Here is a 19,097-nt window from a genome sequence, read left to right on the forward strand (position 1 = left end):
CCGCTGGAGCATTGGGCCTGGCGCGAACCAGGTCGTTCCCCTCCGCCGCATGAAACCTCCGGGAGGGGCCGTCCTGGGCAGGTTTCCGGCAGGCAATGAGAGGCGATTCCGCGGAGGGAGGGCGTTCATCACCCCTGACAGGACCTGCCTCGGGTCACTTCCTCGGCGGGACATCCACCGGGCCTCTCACCTCCAGCGCCCCGGCCTGAGCGGCGGACGCATGGAAGAGGAGGCCAGGCACCGGGCTGCCCGAACCACACACTTGGGGGCAGCCCGGTGCTGGACTCAGTGGGGGTGCTCGCTACTGCTCGTCGCACCGGGTGGAACGACTTCCTCCACCTCCATCATTCCCAGATCCTCATGGTCCAGGATGTGGCAGTGCAGCACGAACTTCCCGATGTAGCGCGTGTAGCGAGTGCGCAGCCGGAAGGACTCACCCGGCTTTATGAAGATGGTATCCTTCCAGACATCCTTTCCATTGCCCAGCATCACCTGGAAGGGATTGACGTGGATGTGGAAGGGATGACCCAGCTGCGGTGAGGCGGAGAGGTGCCACTCCTCCACCGCCTCCAACTGGAGCCGGCGTGGCGGCTCGTTCGGGTCGTATGACCTGCCGTTGATCATGAACTTGGGCGGGGTGGCGCTGAAATCCACAGAGAAGTGCGCCTCCTGGGTGCCGGTGACGTCCTGGTCCTTAAGGGGCGACAAGGGCACCAGCCTGGCCAGATCGACCGGGCTGGGCAGCGGCATCATGCCGCCGCTCCTGCCCTCCACCACGACGCGAGCCAACACCTTGCGCGACTCCTCCTGGCCATGCAGCGAGTCCCGGACAGCGCTCGCCTCATCCACCAGCAGGTAGGTCTCCTGCACGGCACCGGCCCTCACCATCACGTCCACCCGGTAGCCGGGAAACATCTCCGTTTCCTGGACCGCGTCGAGGCGGCCGGTGGTGATGCCGTCGTGAGCGATCTGGTACTGCATCATCACCGCCTGCGGATCGCTCTCGCGCACGAGCCGGAGCCGGAGTGCCTCCATGGTGCCCGTATGGATGAACCTCCAGCGCTGCGTCTCGCCCGGCCTCATCTTGAGGGTGGGCATGAACTCCCCGTTGATGAGGGTGCGCAGGCCGGACTCCTCCCATCGTCCCGGCATGAACTGGTCGTAGCTCTCCACCATGTTGGTCTGCGTGCCCGGCGCTGTGGGATCATCCATCAGGGCATAGGGAATCTGCTCGAAGACGAAGAGCCTCTCCTGGGCATTCTTGATGGCGGGGAGCTCGTCGATGTCGCCGCGGACGATCAAGGCGCCGGCCATGCCACTGGAGACCTGCAGGGCCACCGAGCCGTGCTTGTGGGCGTGGTACCAGTAGGTCCCGGCGGGGTGATCTTCGGGAATCTTGATCTCATACTCGAAACGCTTCTGGGGGCCGATGGCCAGCAGCACGTTGTCCGAGTTGCCCACGGGGGACACGTGCAGCCCGTGGGTGTGGATGTTGGTGGTGTTGAAGCCGTGCGGAATGTTGGGGGTGGGATGGAGCAGCTGCTCCACCTCCAGAGGCGGCTCCAGCGGGAGCTGATTGTCCAACAGGAGGCGCAAGGTGCTGCCGGGCCGCACTTCGATGGTCGGTCCGACGAGCCCCCCATTGTAGGAGCGCAACTTCACGTTATCCCATTGCGTGCACTGGCCCTGCTCCATGGTCCGGCAGATGCGATTGGTGCCGTATTTGACTACCAGATCCTGAGAAACATTCTGGCCCTGCGGCCATGACCCCGGCCCAGGCCCCGGCCCAGGCCCGGGCCAGGGCCAGGGTTTTGGAAGGGTGACGGCGGCGGCACCCGCCATCAAGCCAACACCCAACAGAGACAGACCGCCACGTCGAAGAGTCAAGAGCCCCAATTTCAATCTCGCGCTTTCTCCCTGAACTCAATCAGACAGGGGAACGCGAGAGTAGGACCACCCTGAATTCGTGATGAGAGATAATCGCTGGAGTTTTCTCCATCAAACTGCCACGACGTGCGGGAACGGAAACTCCATTCCCCAACGCCTTGAAGTTGATAATGAATTGCCCAGCCGTCCGAGACGAGAAGGGACCGGGCAAGCACCATCCCTGGGATGGACCTGGCGCCAGCCCCCCACCAACTCCTCAATGAAGACGTCGCGCCACCGCGCGCAGCACGGCGGACTCCAGCTCGGCCGGGGTAGGACCCGCGCTCGCCACGCCCAGTTCCTCCGCCAGTCCCGGGAGCGCATTGATGGCGGAGCCTCCCACGAGGATGGGCAGAGTGGGGCCCATCAGCCCGCGGACCTCCACGACGGCCCGGCGAAGGGCGGGGATGTTGAAGAGCATCGTCACCGACAGGGCCAGCACGTCTGGCGGCTCTCGCTCGAGGAGAGAAACCAGGCTGTCCGTGGGCAGGTTGGCTCCGAGGTGCATCACGGTGAAGCCCGCCAGCTCCAGGAAGTCGGACAACAGGCGGGCAGGCATCTCATGCAGCTCCCCCTCGACGCAGGCCACCGCCACGCTCACCCCCCGGGCGGGCGCGGGCTGGGCGCGCGCGAAGAGGTGGGCGAGCGCTACCTGGGAGATGGCGGTGGCCCGGTGCTCCTCGGCGATGTCGACGCGGCCCTGCTGCCAGAGGCGGCCCAGCTCGCGCTGAGCCGCCTGGATGACCTGGCACTGGAGGTCCGTGACAGAGGCACCCCGCACCAATGACTCATCGAGGAGGCGCAAGGCGCCCCTCAGGTCCCCCGCCAGTTGCGCGGCGAGATAGGACGCGAGCAGGCGAAGGAAGCGAAGCTCCGCTGGTTGGCTTTGTTCCATGGTTTCCGGCACGCATACCCCTCCGGACCAAACGTAGCCACCCGCCGTCCTTCGCGGGATGGGGAAGGCCCTGGCGCCACCCTGCCTGCCTCTGTCTCCTCCGTGCGCTGGGATTGGAAAGACCTTCCGCCCGCTCCATCTTGAGGGGCGCCAGAGTCCCTCTGGTCAGGAGTGCTCATGGGGGAGGGAAAAGACATGCGCCGGCCCCCCTGGAAGACCGAGGGAAGGGTGATGCTCTCGGGGGTCCTCGTGCTGGGAGCCCTCGCCCTGGTGCTTGCCCTGATGTCCCCAAGACACTCGGAGGAATGGAGCTTCCCGTCGGTGGCGGTGCTGATGGCGCTGACACTGGGCGTGGGAGTCCTGCTCGGGTCGCGGCGGCGGGAGTGCTCGACCCCCGCGATGCAGCGGCGCGAGTGGGAGAGCCGAGTCCTGGGCGAGGTGGGCGATCGCCTCGCATCGACACTGGACCATGAACAGACGCTCACGAACGTCGCCGCGCTGGCGGTGGGTTCCCTGGCGGACTGCTGCCTGCTCGCCTTGGAGACCGAGGACTGGAGACCCCGGCGACTGAAGGCGGTGCATCGTGACGCGAACCAGGGGCCACTCGTCGAGGCCCTGGAGCGCACGGCGCTGGAACGGCGTGGCCCGTCCTTGCTCTCGCCCCTGCTGGAGACGCGGCGGCCCTGGGTGCTGCCGGAGGTGACTTCCGGGAGTCTCCAATCCCTCGCCCGAAGCGAGGAGCACCTCCGGCTCCTGCTCGAGCTGAACCCGCGCTCGCTCATGGGCCTGCCACTCCAGGTCCACGAACACTTCCTGGGCACGCTCGTGCTCGTCGCCAGTGCGCCCCGGCACGCGTATGGAGAGGCGGACCTGAGGCTGGGAGAGGAACTGGCGCGCCGGGCCGCGCTCGCGATCCAGAGCGCCCGCCTGTACCGGACCGCCCGAGAGGCCACCCAGGCGCGTGACGACGTCCTGGCCGTGGTGGCGCACGACCTGCGCAATCCGCTCAATGCCATCTCCATCAGTGCCCAGACGTTGTTGAGGCAGCAGATCGTCGTCGGCGACACGCGGCTCCAGGCGCCCTTGCGCATCATCCGCGGCTCCGTGGAGCGCATGAACCGGTTGATTCAAGATCTCCTGAACGTGAGCCGCCTGGAGGCGGGCAGGCTGGCCGTGGAGACCTATCCGGAGCCCACGGAATCACTCCTCCAGGAGGCGCTCGAGGAGGCGCGCCCGCTGGCCTCGCGGCTCCAACTGGGCACCGATATCGCCGAGGTGTTGCCCTGGGTGCGCGTGGACCGGGAACGGATCCTCCAGGTCTTCTCCAACCTGCTGGGCAATGCCCTGAAGTTCACCCCGCCCGGGGGCCGGGTGACGCTCGGCGCCCGGGCGGAGGGAACGGTGGTGCGCTTCTGGGTGAGTGATACCGGCCCGGGAATCCCCCCCGAGGCCCGCGAGCACCTCTTCGACCGCTTCTGGCAGATGCGGCACGGAGATCGCCGAGGGGCCGGGCTCGGGTTGTCCATCGCCAAGGGGCTCGTCGAGGCGCACGGAGGGCGCATCTGGGTGGAGAGCGAGCCCGGCCGCGGAAGTACCTTCTGCTTCGTCGTGCCCGTGGCGCACGAGGCCCCTACCCTCACGTCCTCGGGGCCGTGAGCCACGGGCAGCGCGCCCTGACTCACTCCAAGACCGCGAGAGCCTCCGGCACATACAGCTCGGCGGAGGACTGATCGTGATTGCCGACACCGCCCACGACGAGCAGGGAGCCCTCGGGCAGCAACGTGGCCGAGTGCTGAAAGCGATCCGCGTTCATGCTGGCCGTGGAGCTCCAGGTCCCCGTGGCCGGGTCATACAACTCCGCGGAGAAGTGGATACCACCGTTGTCATGGTAGCCACCCGCCACGAGCACCCGCCCATCGGGCAGCAGCGTCGCCGTGTGATAGCGCCGTGCGTCGTTCATGTCGGCCGTGGACGACCACGTCCGGGTGCCCGGATCGTACAGCTCCGCCGAGGCATTGCGCCCCTCCGGATCTCCTCCGGCCACGAGCACCTGGCCCGTGCTCAGCAGGGTCGCGGAGTGATAGGTGCGCGACGCCCACATGCTGGTGGTGGACGACCACGTCCCAGTGCTCGGGTCATACAGCTCCGCCGTGTTCCTGCGGAGCTTCTTGTCATCCCCGCCCACCACCAGCACCCGGCCATCGGGCAGCAACGTCGCCGTGTGGTGGGTGCGCGCCGCGGCCAGGCTTCCCGTGGCCGTCCAGGTGTCGGTGCCCGGATCGTACAGCTCCGCCGAACTCAGCGTACGCCCGCTGAACTCCTTGTCGGTGCCCCCCACCACGAGCACCCGGCCATCGGGCAGCAGCGTCGCCGTGTGACCGAAACGCGTGGTGATCATGCGGCCCGCGGCGCTCCACGAGACCGTGATCTCGTCGTACATCTCCGCGTTGACCCCCGTGCGGGGGTGCTGTCCACCGCCCGCCAGGAGCACCCGGCCATCGAGCAGCAACGTCGCCGTGTGCGAGCGGTGGGTGGTGAGGGTATTGGCCGCCCGCCACCACTCTCCATTTCTCGGCTCGTACGCCTCCGTGGTGGTATTGAAGCCGCCCGCCACGAGCACCTGGCCCGTCATGGGAAGCAGGGTGGCGGTGTGATACATGCGCGGCAACCCCATGCTCCCGGTGACCGCCCAGGACGACGCACCGGGCACCTCACCGTCACGCAAGGCCGAGCCAGACGCCGCCGGCCTTTGAATCATGTCTTGTCTGTCTTCAGCCCCGTCCAGCTCCGGAGCCCCACACCCACCCAGAGCCGCGAGCAAGGCAAGCACGGCACCACGACGCATGGTCTTCTTCATGAGCATGTCCGACGACCCCCCAGGCAATGGCCCGGACCCTGACGCTCATGTGTTCCAGAGCAGTCAGAGCCGAGGTGACGCGAAAGCTAGGCAGCACGGGACAAGGGCTCAATCGCTGGCCCTCCTGCTGTTGAGCCGTGCGCGCTCATGCGGCCGGAAGTGTCTGGTTCATCCTGGTTGACCTGTCCCCAGGGGCCGATGGGGTGGCGGTGCAAGCGGGAGGGTGAAGGAGAAGGTACTGCCCACACCCACGGTGCTGTCCGCCCAGATCTGGCCGCCGTGGGCGGCGATGATGGCGCGGGAGATGAACAGCCCGAGTCCCGAGCCCATGCGCGCCTTGTCCCGGGCCTGCCAGTAGCGATCGAAGAGGTGGGGCAGTTGCTCGGCGGGAATGCCGGGCCCGGTGTCCTTCACCGAGAAGCGCACGGTGCCCTCGCCCGGCTCGGCGGAGACGAGCACCGAGCCCCCCTCCGGGGTGAACTTGATGGCATTGCCCAGCAGGTTGGAGAAGACCTGGAGGATCCGCTCGCGGTCGCAGGACACCGGGCCAAGGGATTCGCTCCCCCCGTGCCGCGCCAGCCGCAGGACCTTCTGGGTCGCCAGGGGCAACAGCATCTCGATGGCCTCGTCCATCAGCGCGAAGGGCGGGTGTGGCACGGGCTCGATGATGAAGTGCCCCGCCTCGATGCGCGCCAGATCGAGGATGTCGCGGATGAGGCTGTTCATCCGCTCGGCCGCGCGCTGGACCTTCTCCAGGTGTCCCCGGAGCTGCTCGCCCTGCTCGCCCTCGAGCTTCGAGCGGCGCATCAGGGCGGTGGACAACAGGATGACGCCCAGGGGGTTCTTCAAATCATGGGAGACCATGGCGAGGATCTCCTCGCGCGCCAGGATGGCCCGTGAGCGCTCCGCCTCGGCGCGCTTCTGATCATCGATGTCCGTGGAGGTCCCGAACCAGCGCGTCACCTGCCCATCCGGGCCCCGCACGGGCAGCGCGCGGGAGAGCTGCCAACGGTAGCTCCCATCCAGCATGCGAAAGCGGTGTTCGATCTCGAAGTCCCGCACCGTCCGGGTGGCCTTGAGCCACGCATGCAGGGTGCGCTGCCGGTCCTCCGGATGGACGACCTGTGCCCAGCCCTGACCCCGGGCCGCATCCAGGGAGCACCCGGTCTTCTCGAACCAGAGGCTGTTGTAGAAGTCCGGGTTGCCCAGGGGATCGGTGGACCACACCAGCTGGGGGATGGCCTCCGTCAGGGAGGCCAACAACCGCCGCGCCTCCTCGGCCTCGGCCCGGGCCTCCTGCTCGTGGAGGACCTGCCGCTTGAGGTCCGCGTCCATGATGGCCCGCCGCAGCTCGTGTGCCGCCTCGATTTCCTGCGCGAGCCAGGGCCTCGACTGGTCCTGGACGAGTTGCTTCCATCGCGCGAAGGACTTGCGCGGGTGCAGCCGGGGCCCGTCCGGGTCGAGTTCCACCGGCTTGCGGGGATCTCCGCCCCACGTCACCGTCTGGATGACCTCCGGACGGAACCACAAGGCATAGTGGCTCTGGTTCCTGGAGACGCGGATGGCGAGCAGCCCACTGGCCATGTCCTTGTACCGCTCGGCCGCGGGGAACAGCCGCGACAGCGCATCGGTGTGGAACACGGGCAGGCGGACATTCGTGTCGAGCCACCGTGCCAGGGCCCACAGCTCGTCCTCGCTCGGCGTCCGCCCCAGGCGCGAGCACTCCCCCCCGAAGCAGAGGGCCGCGCCCGAGGACTCGAACAACTCGGCCAGGTTCGGCTGATGCCGCAGAAGCCCGTCGCGGAAGTCCTGTGCCGCCGCCATCTGCCCGGTGAGCTGATCCGTGAGCCACCGCAGGCGCATCCGTTGGCGAGCGAGCTCCGCCTCCTCGTGGAGGGAGATCTGCAGGGAGAGGACCTGGCCCACCAGCTCGCACGCCACCCGGAGGTCATGGGGGACGTGCCTGGGCCCCTGGTGGTTGCCACAGGAGATGAGCCCCCAGAGCTGGTTGGCGCGGATGAGCGAGATGCTCATGGAGGCCCGCAGGCCCAGGTTCTTCAGGTACTCGATGTGGACCGGCGAGACGGCACGCAGGATGGAGAGGCTCAGGTCGAGCGGCTGCCGGGTGTCGGGATGAAGGGCGGGAACGAGCGCGGCGGTGGGACGGTGCACGTCCGGGATGAGCCGCAGCCAGTTGCGCAGATAGAGCTGCCGGGCCTGCCGGGGGATATCCGAGGCGGGGTAGTGCAGGCCCAGGAAGGCGTCGAGGGACGCCTCCCGTTCCTCGGCCACGATCGCGCCGTTGCCCTCCGGATCGAACTGGTAGATGAGCACCCGGTCGAAGCCGGTGAGCTGGCGCACCGCGCTCGCCGCGATCCGATAGAGTTCGTCGAGGCTCGTGGCGGCCTTGAGCCGCGCGAGCGCCTCACGGGCCTGATGGTAGGGCGCCACGAGCGCCGCCGCGTCGTCCTGCCGGGAGAAGGGCTCGAGTTCCAGGATGAGCGCCCCACCGCCGCGGTGGAGGATGGCGTCGAAGAGTCGCTCCCCGGTGGGGGTGCGCAGCACGAGTTCGCGCCGTACGGGCTCGGTGAGGCTCTGCCCATTCAGACACTCCAACAGCGGAGCGAGCTGATCTTCCCGGAGGAAGGAGCGCAGGGGTTGTCCGAGCAGCGCCCCGACCGGTATCCCGAGGAAGTCGGCGACGTTCTCGCTGACCTGCACGAGGCTCAACGCGGGTTCCCGAAGCACCAGGAGCACCCCATGTGCCTGAATGCGGCCAGGGATGTGGATGGGCTCCTTGTCGCAGTGGGTCAGATCGGCCAACTGCCCTGGTTGGGTGGCGTCCGTTCGCATGCCCCTCGTGTCTAGCAGGGTTGTTCACGCGGACTTGAGGAGTGGGCGCCAGCCAGCCCCCTCCCCGTACCTGAGTGAACGTCTACGCGCTGAATCGACGAATCCGGAACAAGCAGCCGGGGGATGAAACGTCCATCACGGAACGGGCTGGGGCACCGGCCGGACCGAACGCGCGGCGCGGCTCAGCGACAGGTGTAGCGCTGAATCGTCACGCCTTGTGGCATGCGATATGAACAAAAACCAAATTGCCTGAAAAACAGAAATATGAGAACAACTGGCCAACCACTACCTCATGGAGAACCATGAATCGATTCAAGCTGCTTTCAGCGCTGGGCCTGCTGGTCCTCGCGTGGTCTTCAACGGCCCAGGCACTGACCTATGGAGTGAATCTTCATCCAGCACACGTCCGCACGGTGGACCAGGCCAGACAGACGGCGCTGGTGCTGAGCCAGAGGAACATCCGCTCCGTCCGGTTGGACATCTCTCCCCAGTCGGACATCAACTGGCTCACCCAGGTCGTGACGGCTTTCAAGGAGCGCGGCATCCAGCTGGAAGCCATGCTGTACGATCCGAAGAACAACAGCTACACCTGTGGGACCCAGGCCACGGAACAGCAGGCCTATGATGCCACCCGGAACATCGTCAATCAGATGAAGCATCTGATCCGGGATTGGGAGCTCCAGAACGAGCGGCAACTGAGGATCGCACCCGGCTCGTCCGCCATGGATGCTTCACCGTACAACACCGACTGTGGCCGGCGCGAGGCCGCCGTCAACCGTGGGATGTCCCGAGCCATCAGGGATGTCCGGGCCAGCTCCGGGGTTCCCCTGCGGATCATCCTGGGGTTCATCGGCCGTGGCTATGGCTTCATCGACTTCATGGTCTCGCAAGGCGTGGAGTTCGATGTGCTGGGCTATCACATCTACCCCTGGCAGGAGCATCCGAGCCTCGATACGGACCCCTGGTTCGGCTCCGGCGGGCTGTTCGCCAACATGGCCCGCTTCAACAAGCCCGTGAGGATCAATGAGTTCAATTGCGCGGAAATCTACGCGGGAGATCCCAACACGCCCTATGGCAGCAGGACCCCGTACGAGAACCTCCCCGGCAAGCCGACGACCGAGGCCTGCTTCCGGGGCATCACGAAGCATCTGAACATCATCTTGTCCCAGACGAAGGTCACCCTCGAGTCGGTCTCCTTCTATGAGCTGCTGGATCAGCCGGAACTCCATTCGGTGTCCGAGAGCCGCTTCGGGCTGATGTATGACCTCGACACGCCCAAGGTCCACCTCTTCCTGGCCTCTGCCTTCGCAGGCGGAAGCCTCAGCGCGGCGGAGAGGACCACGATCACGAGCCGCGGGCTGCTGACCGATGCGCAGATCAACGCGAACCAGGCCGCGGCGGGTGGACAGCCACCTCCCGTGGTCGCCAGCTCGATGACCCACGCGGACTACGTGAAGTACCTCTACGAGATCCTCCTGGGGCGCGTGGCCGATGCTTCGGGAATGAGCACCTGGACCACCGCACTCGACAATGGCTCCAGGACCCGCGTTCAAGTGCAGGTCGCCTTCCTCAACTCCAACGAGTACCGCACCTACAGGCTCGCCACGGGGAACTACACCCCCGCGTCGACGATGGACGCGATGTCCAACACGTACTTCGTCACCTATGCGTACGCGGTCTTGTTGGGCAGGGATCCCGATGCCTCCGGGCTCGCCGCCTATGTGAACGCCCTGCAGACGGGCACGACGCGGGGCGACGTGGTGGAGGCCCTCGTCTCCAGCAACGAGTACAAGACGCGGCACGGGCTCTAGGCTCTCGCCGTCGCGTCCACGCCCGCCGGGTCTTCTCTCCCGGTGTGGCCACCTGGCCGCCTGCCCTCGCCCGCCGCACTCCAGGTGTCTGGCTGAGACTCGCGGCACGGGTCCACCCCACGCAGGCGCCACGCGCGGGCTTCTCCCACCGCTCGGTGAGTGAAAAGGGTTGGCGTCCTGGCGTAAGTGGTTGGCGTCCAGAAGCAAGCGCCCCACTCCTAACATGGGCCGTCCCATGCAGGTTTCTCGCGGCCCATGACAACTCGCAACCACGCGCTCGGCACGGGGGAAGGGTCCCCGTCTCGGAGGAGGCGGAGTGGACGTGGGGGGCCACGTTGCGCGACGATCTCCTCCCCTTCACGGACCCGTCCCCACGGACGGATCTTCCGCACGACAGCCATTGCCCAGGAGGTGCGGCCGTATGAGCGATTCCGAGGATGAGATGCCGATGCATGACGGACGCCAGCTTCCGCCGCCGTCCCTGGACGAATCCGAGAGGGCGTGGGAGGCCACCGTCGTCCGGGACGTCGTGGTGGGCCAGCGGATCGGCGAGTACGAGGTGCGCCGGCGCATTGGCAGCGGAGGAATGGGCGTCGTCTACGAGGGCGAGCACCCCATCATCGGCCGCAAGGTCGCCATCAAGCTCATCCGCCCCGACTCCTCCGAGGGCGCCCGCTCGCGAGACCTGATCGCGGAGGCGCGCGCCACCAGCGCCATCCGCCACCGCGGCATCATCGACATCTTCGGCTTCGGCACGCTCCCGGGGCTCGGCCAGTACCTCGTCATGGAGTACCTCACCGGGCGTCCGCTCGACGAGGTCCTCCATGACCGGGGACCGCTGCCACCCACCGAGGCCATCCCGCTCATCATCGAGGTGCTCGGCGCGCTGTCGGCCGCGCACGGCGTGGGCGTCATCCACCGCGACCTCAAGCCGGGCAACCTCTTCGTGGTGCAGGAGTCCAATGGCACCGAGTACATGAAGGTGCTCGACTTCGGTCTGGCCAAGCAGGCCGCGGCGCCCCACTCCGCCACGCCCCAGACCCGCGCGAGCATGATCGTGGGCACGCCGGACTACATGGCGCCAGAGCAGGCCTGTGGGCAGGAGGTGAGCCCGCGCACGGACCTGTACGCGGTGGGCATCATCCTGTTCGAGATGCTCACGGGACGGCTGCCCTTCCAGGCGGCGACGCCCATGCAGGTGGCCATCCACCAGGTGCAGACGCCGCCACCCGCGCCGTCGTCCTTCGTGCAAGGACTGCCGCCCGAACTCGACATGCTCGTCCTGCGCCTGCTGGCGAAGAAGCCCGAGCAGCGGCCGACCTCGGCGGAAGAGGTGGTGCGAGATCTGAAGTTCATCTCCCGCACGCTCGCCGCGGAGTCGACCCAGGTGGCCAGCCTTCCCCGGAGCGCGCCGGAGCCCGTCCCCGCGCCCCGTGCCCAGGTCCGACAAGGGGCCGCCCGGGCGGCGGCTCCGCGCTCTCCGAGCGGCAGGCGCTCGGGGCGCGTCGCCTCCGTGCCGGAGACGCGGGCCGCACCGAGGACCCTCTCGGGGTCGCGTCCGGCCGTCCCCGAGCCCTCGCCCACCGCGACCCGGCGGACCACCCCACCTCGTGACACGCGGGCCGTCGTGACCGACCGGATCGAGCGCGCACCGAGCCCTGGCTCACACACGCCGCGGCGGGTGGCGGTGGGCGTCGTCATGCTCTTCGTGGGCCTGGGAACGACCCTGTTCCTCCACACGCCAGAGGCCCCGGCGCCCGACGTTCCCAGACAGACGCGCCCTGTTCTCCCCCCCGCTCCCGAGCCCCTGGCCACGCCGTCCACCCAGCCCGCGACCACCCCCACCGCGGTGTCCATCCTCGGAGGGGGAGAGGCGCCCTCCTCGAGCCCGCCGAAGAGCAGCCCCGAATCCTCCCGGACGACCCGGAGCACCACGACCGCCGAGAAGAACCGCGCTCCTTCCGGAGAGGGAACCCTGACCCTGGTCAGTGAGTGCTGGGCCGAGGTGTACGTGGATGGCAGCTACATGGGGAAGATGCCCCCGCTGCACGACATGCTCCTGACCACGGGCAAGCATACGCTCGAGCTGCGCGACAATCCCGCCATCCAGAAGCGAAGCCAGGAGTTCAGTATTCGTTCGGGAAAGCAGACCACCCTCGAGGTCACCTGTCAGTTCGAGGACTAGAGCCCCCCTCCGTCAGGAGCCGTGTCTTTCCATGTCCCCACGTGCCTTTGTCCTGATGGTCCTCCTCGCTCCGCTGGCCGCGTGGTCGCAGCCGCGGGGCGTCGATTTCTACAAGCGTGGCCAGTACGAAAAGGCGATCGACAAGCTTCAGCGGGAAGCGGATGACCCGAGCTCCTCGCCGAAGGAGCAGGCGCTCGCGCGTGTCTACCTCGCCGCATCGATGCATGCGCTCGGCATGAAGGACGAGGCCCGCGCGCAACTCGAGGAGCTCGCGCGGCGCCACCCCGAGCAGCGGGTGGACACCAGGCGCTTTCCTCCTGACTTCGTGGAGCTGGCGGACCTGGCGCGGGGGAACGTGGAGGCCGAGCGGCTCCGGGCGGAAGCTCAAGCCCAGGAGACCGAGCAGCGGCGGAGCACGGCGGTGGCCGAGCCATCGCGGTCCGTCGAGGCGTGGCGCGAGAACGAGCCGCAATCCCCGCGGGCCGGATCGGACGCCTCCTTCCGGCTGCGTCCGGAGGTCTTCGGCTACGTGGACATGTTGGGCCAGGGCGCCCGGGGGTTTGGCGTGGGAGTCAGCCTGGGCTACGGGGGACTGGACTCCAGCGCGCGGCTGCTTCCAGGTCCCGATGGCCGGTGGGGGATCGGACTGGAGCTGGGCTACCTCCTGGGTAACGGGCTCATCCAGCCACGCATTGCCCTGCGCGGCACGCTGGTGACAGGCGTGGGCGTCGGTGGGGGCGGAACGGTGGGCGTGCGGGTGACGCCCTGGTCCCAGTTGACCTTCCTCGTGGACGTGGGCGTCGAGAAGCTCGCGGTGAGCGCGCCAGAGCGTTTCCGCAGTGTCCTCCTGACGGCCTCGGCCGGAGTGGGCGTCCCCCTGCTCTAGCCCTCCTCCCCTCGGCAGCAGCTCGCGTGGGGAGCGCCTCGCCGTCCGCTCGTCGCGGGACTCCGGGAGAAGCAGCGGCCGCAACCAACGAGGCCCTGTCAAGCAGCCGAGGAGCGGATCATTTTTCCGCCGCACCCCCTATCTGTTGCCGATAATACGAGAGCCACACCCCGTGAGAGCCCCGACAGAGGGCCGTCACCCAGGCCTCGTCCGCGAGTCGCGAAAGGTCGCCCTCCGGCTCATGGGGAAGCGCGGGCTCAACCGAGGTGGACAGTCGTCATATGGTCAGCATTCCTGGCTACACGCTCATCGACAAGCTCAAGTCGACGAGCACGAACCTCTTGTTCCGCGCGGTGCGCGATGCGGATCGCCTGCCCGTCATCGTCAAGATGCCCATGTCCGCTACCCCCGGCACTCGCGAGCGCGACGACTACCGCCGGGAGCACGCCATCCTGCGGCGACTGAGCGAGGTGCGCGGCGTCCCCCAGGCGCTGGGCTGCGAGCAGAGCGGCGGACGGCCGGTGCTCCTGATGGAAGAAGAAGGCGGCTGCGCCCTGTCCGACATCGTGGGGGAACCGCTCGGGGTCGAGCGCTTCCTCGATCTGGCCATCTCCCTGGCGTCCACGCTCACGGAGATCCACCGCCACGGCGTCATCCACAAGGATCTCAAACCCTCCAACATCATCCTCCTGCCCTCGGGGGAAACGCGCATCATCGACTTCGGGAGCGCCACCGTCCAGAGCGTGGAGCACGTGGAGGCGGCCCCCGCCACGCTCATCGAGGGGACCCTGGCCTACATGTCCCCGGAGCAGACCGGGCGGATGAACCGCTCCGTGGACTACCGCACCGACCTCTACTCCCTGGGGATCACCTTCTACGAGCTGCTCACCGGCACCCTGCCCTTCCACGGGCGCGATGCGCTCGAGTGGTTCCACGCCCACATGGCGCAGATCCCCAAAGCGCCGCACGAGCGCGTCCCGGCCATTCCCCCCATCCTGTCGGCCATCGTGATGAAGCTGCTGGCCAAGGTAGCCGAGGAGCGCTACCAGGGCGCCGACGGGCTGAAGGCGGACCTGCTGCGCTGCCTGCAGGCGCTCGGCCGGGGGGAAGAGCTCGAACCGTTCCCCCTGGGCGAGTACGACATCCCCACCCACTTCCAGATGCCCCAGCGGCTCTATGGGCGCGAAGCGCAGGTGGACACGCTGCTCCAGTCCTTCGAACGAATTGCCCGAGGAGGACATCCGGAGCTGGTGCTGCTCAGCGGCTACTCCGGCATCGGCAAGTCCGCGGTGGTGCACGAGCTGTACCGGCCCGTCGTGCAGCAGCGAGGCCTCTTCCTCGATGGCAAGTTCGACCAGTTCCAGCGGGACATCCCCTACGCCACCCTGGCCCAGGCCATCCGGGGCCTGGTGCGCCAACTGCTGGCCGGCACCGACGCGGAACTCGAGGCGTGGCGCGGGCAACTGCGTGAGGCGTGGGAGGGCAGCGGGCAGCTCCTCGTGGATCTGGTGCCCCAGCTCGAGCTCGTCGCGGGCAAGCAGCCGGCGCTCCCCGCCCTCTCTCCCTCCGAGTCGCAACACCGCTTCGACTGGGTCTTCCAGCGCTTCCTCGGGGTCCTCTCCACCCCCGAGCACCCGCTCGTCATCTTCCTGGATGACCTGCAGTGGGCCGACGTGGCCAGCCTCCGGCTCATCCAGCACCTCTTCACCCACCCGGACACCCCGCCGCTGCTGATGATCGGCGCCTACCGCGACAACGAGGTCAGCCCGTCCCACCCGCTGATGCTGGCGCGGGAGGAGCTGCGCAAGGGCGGCGCGTGGGTGGCCGAGCTCCGGCTCGAGCCCCTGAGCCAGGAGCAGCTGCGGCAGATCATCACCGACGCGCTCCCGGGCGCGGGGAGGGAGGAAGTCATCGAGCCGCTGTCGGCCCTGGTGCACCGCAAGACCGGAGGCAACCCCTTCTTCTTCCTCCAGCTCATGCGGACGCTGAACCAGGACGGGTTGTTGACCCGCACGCCCGAGGGGCGCTGGCAGTGGGATGAGGAGGGCATCCGGGCCCGGGCCTACTCCGACAACGTCGTCGACTTCCTGGTGGGCCGGCTGCGACAGCTCCCCGAGCAGACCCAACACCTGCTGCGTCTGGCGGCGTGTGCGGGCAACACCTTCCCGCCACGGACCCTGGCCATCATCTCCGACAAACCGGAGGACGAGGTGGCTCGGCAACTCGAGCCCGCGCTCCAGGAAGGCCTGTTGATGCAGGCGGGCCAGGAGCAGTACCGCTTCCTCCACGATCGCATCCAGCAGGCGGCCCACGCCCTCATTCCCGAGGCGGAGCGAAAGGCGATCCACCTGCGCATCGGCCGCCTCCTGCTGGCGAGCCTCCCACCGGAGGAGCTGCGCCAGAAGCTCTTCGACGTGGTGAACCAGCTCAACGCCGGGGCGGAGTTGCTCGTGCTCCCCGAGGAGCGCCACCGGGTCGCCCTGCTGAACGCCGAGGCGGGCAGGAAGGCCCAGGCCTCGACGGCGCACAGCGCGGCCGTCACCTACTTCACGGTGGCCCTCTCGCTGCTGCCGGACTCCTGGGAGAGCGAACACGCGCTGGCCTTCCAGCTGAGCCTCCAGCAGGCGACGAGCGAGTTCATGAGCGGCAACACGAACGGGGCGCGCCAGCTCGTGGAGGCGCTCCGCCCCCGGGCGCGGACCCCCGCGCAGCTGGCGTCGGTGTCCGTGTTGTTGAGTGATATCCACATCGCCACCAGCGAGACCCTGCGCGCCGTGACCTGTCTGCTGGAGTGCCTGACCGCGCTGGGCATGCCCATGTCCCTCCACCCCTCCCGGGAGGAGGTGGAGGCCGCCAACGAGGAAGTGCGGACCCTGCTGGGGGAGCGCCCCATCGCGAGCCTCGTCGAGCTGCCGCTCATGACGGACCCGGACATCCAGGTGGTGATGAGCGTCCTCGCCGCCCTGTTCACCCCCGCGCTCTTCACCGACGTCAATCTGCTCGTCCTGCACCTGTGCCGGATGGTCTCCCTCACCCTGCGCCACGGCAACAGCGAGGCCGTCACGAATGGGTATGCGTGGTACGGCATCACGATGGGCGACCTGTTCGGGCGGTACCGGGAGGGATACGCCTTCGGCGAGCTGGCCCTCGCCCTCGTCGAGCGCCATGGCTTCTCCTCCTCCCGGGCCAGGAGCCTCTACTCGATGGAGCTGCTCAGCGTCTGGACCCAGCCCCTCACCCTGGCACTGGAATACATCCGCAACGCCTTCCAGCTGGCCGTTCCGGCGGGCGATTTCCAGACCGCCTGCTACTGCTGCAACCACATCGTCACGAATCGCCTCGCCCACGGGCACGACCTGGAGGAGATCTATCAGGAGTCGATCGCGCGCCTGGACTTCGCGCGCAAGGCCGGCTTCCAGGCCGTCCAGCAAGTCATCCAGCACACCCAGCGCTACATCCAGCAGCTGCGCGGCCTGTCTCCCTCCTTCGACTCACTGAGCGGTGAGGACTTCGACGAGGAGGCCTTCGAGCTCGGGCTGTCGACGACACCGCACATGAGCACCATGGCGTGCTGGTACTGGATCACCAAGACGCAGTCGCGCTTCATGTGCGGCCGGTACGAGGAGGCGCGGCAGGCGTCGGCCAGGGCCGAGGCACTCATCTGGTCCTCGGTCGGCCATATCCAGCTGGTCGACTTCCACCTCTACAGCGCCCTGGCCCTGTCCGCCTGCTGCGAGGACGCGGCGCCAGAAGCACGGCGGGAGTACCTCGAGGCCATGCGGCGACACCAGCGACAGTTCGAGGTCTGGGCGGAGAACAACCCCGGCAGCTTCCGCGCGGCGGAGCGGCTGGTCTCCGCGGAGCTCGCCTACCGCCTGGGCCAGTGGGACGAGGCGATGCACGCCTACGATGCGGCGCTCCACTCCGCACGCGAGAACGGCTTCCTCCAGAACGTCGCTCTCGCCAATGAACTCGCGGCGCGCTTCTGGCTCGAGCGGGGCGTCAAGAGCATTGCCCTGGCCTACGCCCGCGAGGCGCGGGAGACGTACCGGACGTGGGGCGCCCACGGCAAGGTCCAGCACCTGGAGGACCAATGGCCCTCGCTCGCGAGCGCGGCGAGCACTCCGAACCGCGACGCCTTCGATACCAGCTCGACACAGCTGGATGCGCTCAGCGTGGTGAAGGCCCAGCAGGCCATCTCCGGGGAGATCGTCCTGGAACAGCTGGTGTCCACCCTGCTGCGGGTGGCCATGGAGAACGCCGGCGCCCAGCGCGGCGCCCTGCTGCGCCCGCTCGGCAACAAGCTGCGGCTGGTGGCCATCTCCAACGTGGCGGAGGGGGGCAGAGTGGTGCTCCCGGAAGACAACGCCACCCACGAGCTGCCGTGGTCACTGCTCACCTACGTCAAGCGCGCGCACGAGCACGTGCTCATCGGGGATGCCTCCCGGCCCCATCCCTATGCCTCCGACGACTACTTCGAGCGCGGCCGGGCCAAGGCGGTGCTCTGCCTGCCGCTGCTGCGCCAGGAGGAGCTCGTCGGCGTGCTCTATCTGGAGAACAGCCTCACCGCGGATGCCTTCACCCCGGCCCGCCTCAGGCTGCTCGGGCACATCGCCTCCCAGGCCGCCATCTCCATCGAGAACGCGCGGCTCTACGCGGACATCCATCAAGCCAAGGCCGCCCTGCGCGACGCCAACGACGAGCTGGAGCGGCGCGTGGACGAGCGCACGCGCGAGCTCAAGGACGCCCAGGCCCGGCTGGTGGAGATGGCGCGCGCGGCGGGCATGTCCGAGATCGCCTCCAACGTGCTGCACAACGTGGGCAACGTCCTCACCAGCGCCGTCGTCAACCTCGAGACGACGCGTCACGCGGTGGGCGCGTCGCGGGTCGTCCGGGTGCGGCAGGTGGCCACGCTGTTCGAGGAGCACCGCGACACGCTGGTGGACTTCCTCACGAAGGATCCCCGGGGCAGCCGCCTGCCCGACTACGTGTCCGCGCTCGCCTCCGAGCTCATCAAGGAGCAGACGAACCTGCAGGAGAGCCTGGACGCCATGAACCGGCACCTGGAGCACATCCGCGCCATCGTCCAGGTGCAGCAGACCTACGCGAAGACGCCGCTGCTCACCGAGGAGTGCGACCTGGCGCAACTCGTCGACGACACCCTGCGCATCCAGTACACCTCGCTCCAGCGCCACGGCGTCACCCTCACCCGAGAGTTCGCCCTCCTGCCCCGGGTGCATATCGACAAGCACAAGGTGATGCAGATCCTCGTCAACCTCGTGGCCAACGCCAAGTACGCCATGGACGCGATGCCCGAGCAGCAGCGGAACCTGCGCGTGCGGCTCACCGCCGACAACGGGTGGGCGCGCATCCAGGTGACGGACAGCGGCGTGGGCCTCGCGCCGGACGTCCAGGGCAAGCTCTTCACGCATGGCTTCACCACGCGCAAGGACGGCCACGGCTTCGGCCTGCACTCGAGCGCGCTGGCGGCGAAGATGCTGGGCGGGCGGCTGACGCTGGAGAGCGAGGGCCCCGGCAAGGGGGCCACGGCCACCCTGGAGATTCCGCTCACGCCCGAGCCCAGGGAGGCCCCCCCGGAAACCAGCCAGGGGGCGCCCAGCGGGGCCCCTCCTTCGTCCGCGAATGAGCGTTGACTGGAAACCGTGGCACCTTTTCCTACCCGC

At 68.1% G+C, this 19,097-nt stretch carries 9 protein-coding genes; 5 read left to right on the forward strand and 4 right to left on the reverse strand.

The features are described 5' to 3' along the window. Nucleotides 1–285: 285 nt before the first annotated feature. Both D187_RS14710 and D187_RS14715 read right to left on the reverse strand, forming a co-directional pair. Nucleotides 286–1,662: a multicopper oxidase family protein gene (locus tag D187_RS14710; protein WP_245591712.1), complete on the reverse strand. Its 1,377-nt coding sequence runs from the start codon at nt 1,660–1,662 to the stop codon at nt 286–288. 481 nt (nt 1,663–2,143) lie between these two features. Next, a complete protein-coding gene (locus D187_RS14715) occupies nt 2,144–2,821 on the reverse strand; it encodes a cobalamin B12-binding domain-containing protein (RefSeq protein ID WP_043429714.1) in 678 nt (225 codons plus the stop codon). 195 nt (nt 2,822–3,016) lie between these two features. On the opposite strand from D187_RS14715, the gene D187_RS14720 reads away from it, so the two are divergent. Beyond that, on the forward strand, nt 3,017–4,477 hold the full coding sequence (locus tag D187_RS14720) for a GAF domain-containing sensor histidine kinase (RefSeq protein ID WP_162159641.1): 1,461 nt from the start codon (nt 3,017–3,019) through the stop codon (nt 4,475–4,477). A 22-nt stretch (nt 4,478–4,499) separates the two neighbouring features. On the opposite strand, the gene D187_RS14725 is transcribed toward D187_RS14720, so the two are convergent. Next, nucleotides 4,500–5,579, reverse strand: a complete 1,080-nt coding sequence (locus D187_RS14725; RefSeq protein WP_162159642.1) for a Kelch repeat-containing protein — start codon at nt 5,577–5,579, stop codon at nt 4,500–4,502. Nucleotides 5,580–5,846: 267 nt separating this feature from the next. Next, nucleotides 5,847–8,531, reverse strand: coding sequence for an ATP-binding protein (locus tag D187_RS49920; protein WP_002621669.1), 2,685 nt, complete (start codon nt 8,529–8,531; stop codon nt 5,847–5,849). Nucleotides 8,532–8,833: 302 nt separating this feature from the next. On the opposite strand from D187_RS49920, the gene D187_RS14735 reads away from it, so the two are divergent. The 4 genes from D187_RS14735 (at nt 8,834) to D187_RS14750 (ending at nt 19,067) form a co-directional block, all read left to right on the forward strand. Beyond that, nucleotides 8,834–10,342: a DUF4214 domain-containing protein gene (locus D187_RS14735; RefSeq protein WP_081713694.1), complete on the forward strand. Its 1,509-nt coding sequence runs from the start codon at nt 8,834–8,836 to the stop codon at nt 10,340–10,342. A 421-nt stretch (nt 10,343–10,763) separates the two neighbouring features. Next, a complete protein-coding gene (locus D187_RS14740; protein WP_002621671.1) occupies nt 10,764–12,527 on the forward strand; it encodes a serine/threonine-protein kinase in 1,764 nt (587 codons plus the stop codon). Between the two features lie 31 nt (nt 12,528–12,558). Beyond that, entirely contained in the window at nt 12,559–13,413 is an 855-nt protein-coding gene (locus tag D187_RS14745) for a tetratricopeptide repeat protein (RefSeq protein ID WP_002621672.1), read from the forward strand. 281 nt (nt 13,414–13,694) lie between these two features. After that, nucleotides 13,695–19,067 (forward strand): trifunctional serine/threonine-protein kinase/ATP-binding protein/sensor histidine kinase, encoded by a 5,373-nt coding sequence (locus D187_RS14750; protein WP_002621673.1) that lies wholly within the window; start codon nt 13,695–13,697, stop codon nt 19,065–19,067. Nucleotides 19,068–19,097 lie beyond the last annotated feature (30 nt).

The sequence above is a fragment of the Cystobacter fuscus DSM 2262 genome (assembly GCF_000335475.2).
GTDB lineage: Bacteria > Myxococcota > Myxococcia > Myxococcales > Myxococcaceae > Cystobacter > Cystobacter fuscus.

Excerpts from the sequence above, each read along its gene's own strand:
- D187_RS14715 (WP_043429714.1), bottom strand. The coding sequence starts at position 2,821 with ATGGAACAAAGCCAACCAGCGGAGCTTCGCTTCCTTCGCCTGCTCGCG.
- D187_RS14720 (WP_162159641.1), top strand. The coding sequence starts at position 3,017 with ATGCGCCGGCCCCCCTGGAAGACCGAGGGAAGGGTGATGCTCTCGGGG.
- D187_RS14725 (WP_162159642.1), bottom strand. The coding sequence starts at position 5,579 with ATGATTCAAAGGCCGGCGGCGTCTGGCTCGGCCTTGCGTGACGGTGAG.
- D187_RS49920 (WP_002621669.1), bottom strand. The coding sequence starts at position 8,531 with ATGCGAACGGACGCCACCCAACCAGGGCAGTTGGCCGATCTGACCCAC.
- D187_RS14735 (WP_081713694.1), top strand. The coding sequence starts at position 8,834 with ATGAATCGATTCAAGCTGCTTTCAGCGCTGGGCCTGCTGGTCCTCGCG.
- D187_RS14740 (WP_002621671.1), top strand. The coding sequence starts at position 10,764 with ATGAGCGATTCCGAGGATGAGATGCCGATGCATGACGGACGCCAGCTT.
- D187_RS14745 (WP_002621672.1), top strand. The coding sequence starts at position 12,559 with ATGTCCCCACGTGCCTTTGTCCTGATGGTCCTCCTCGCTCCGCTGGCC.
- D187_RS14750 (WP_002621673.1), top strand. The coding sequence starts at position 13,695 with ATGGTCAGCATTCCTGGCTACACGCTCATCGACAAGCTCAAGTCGACG.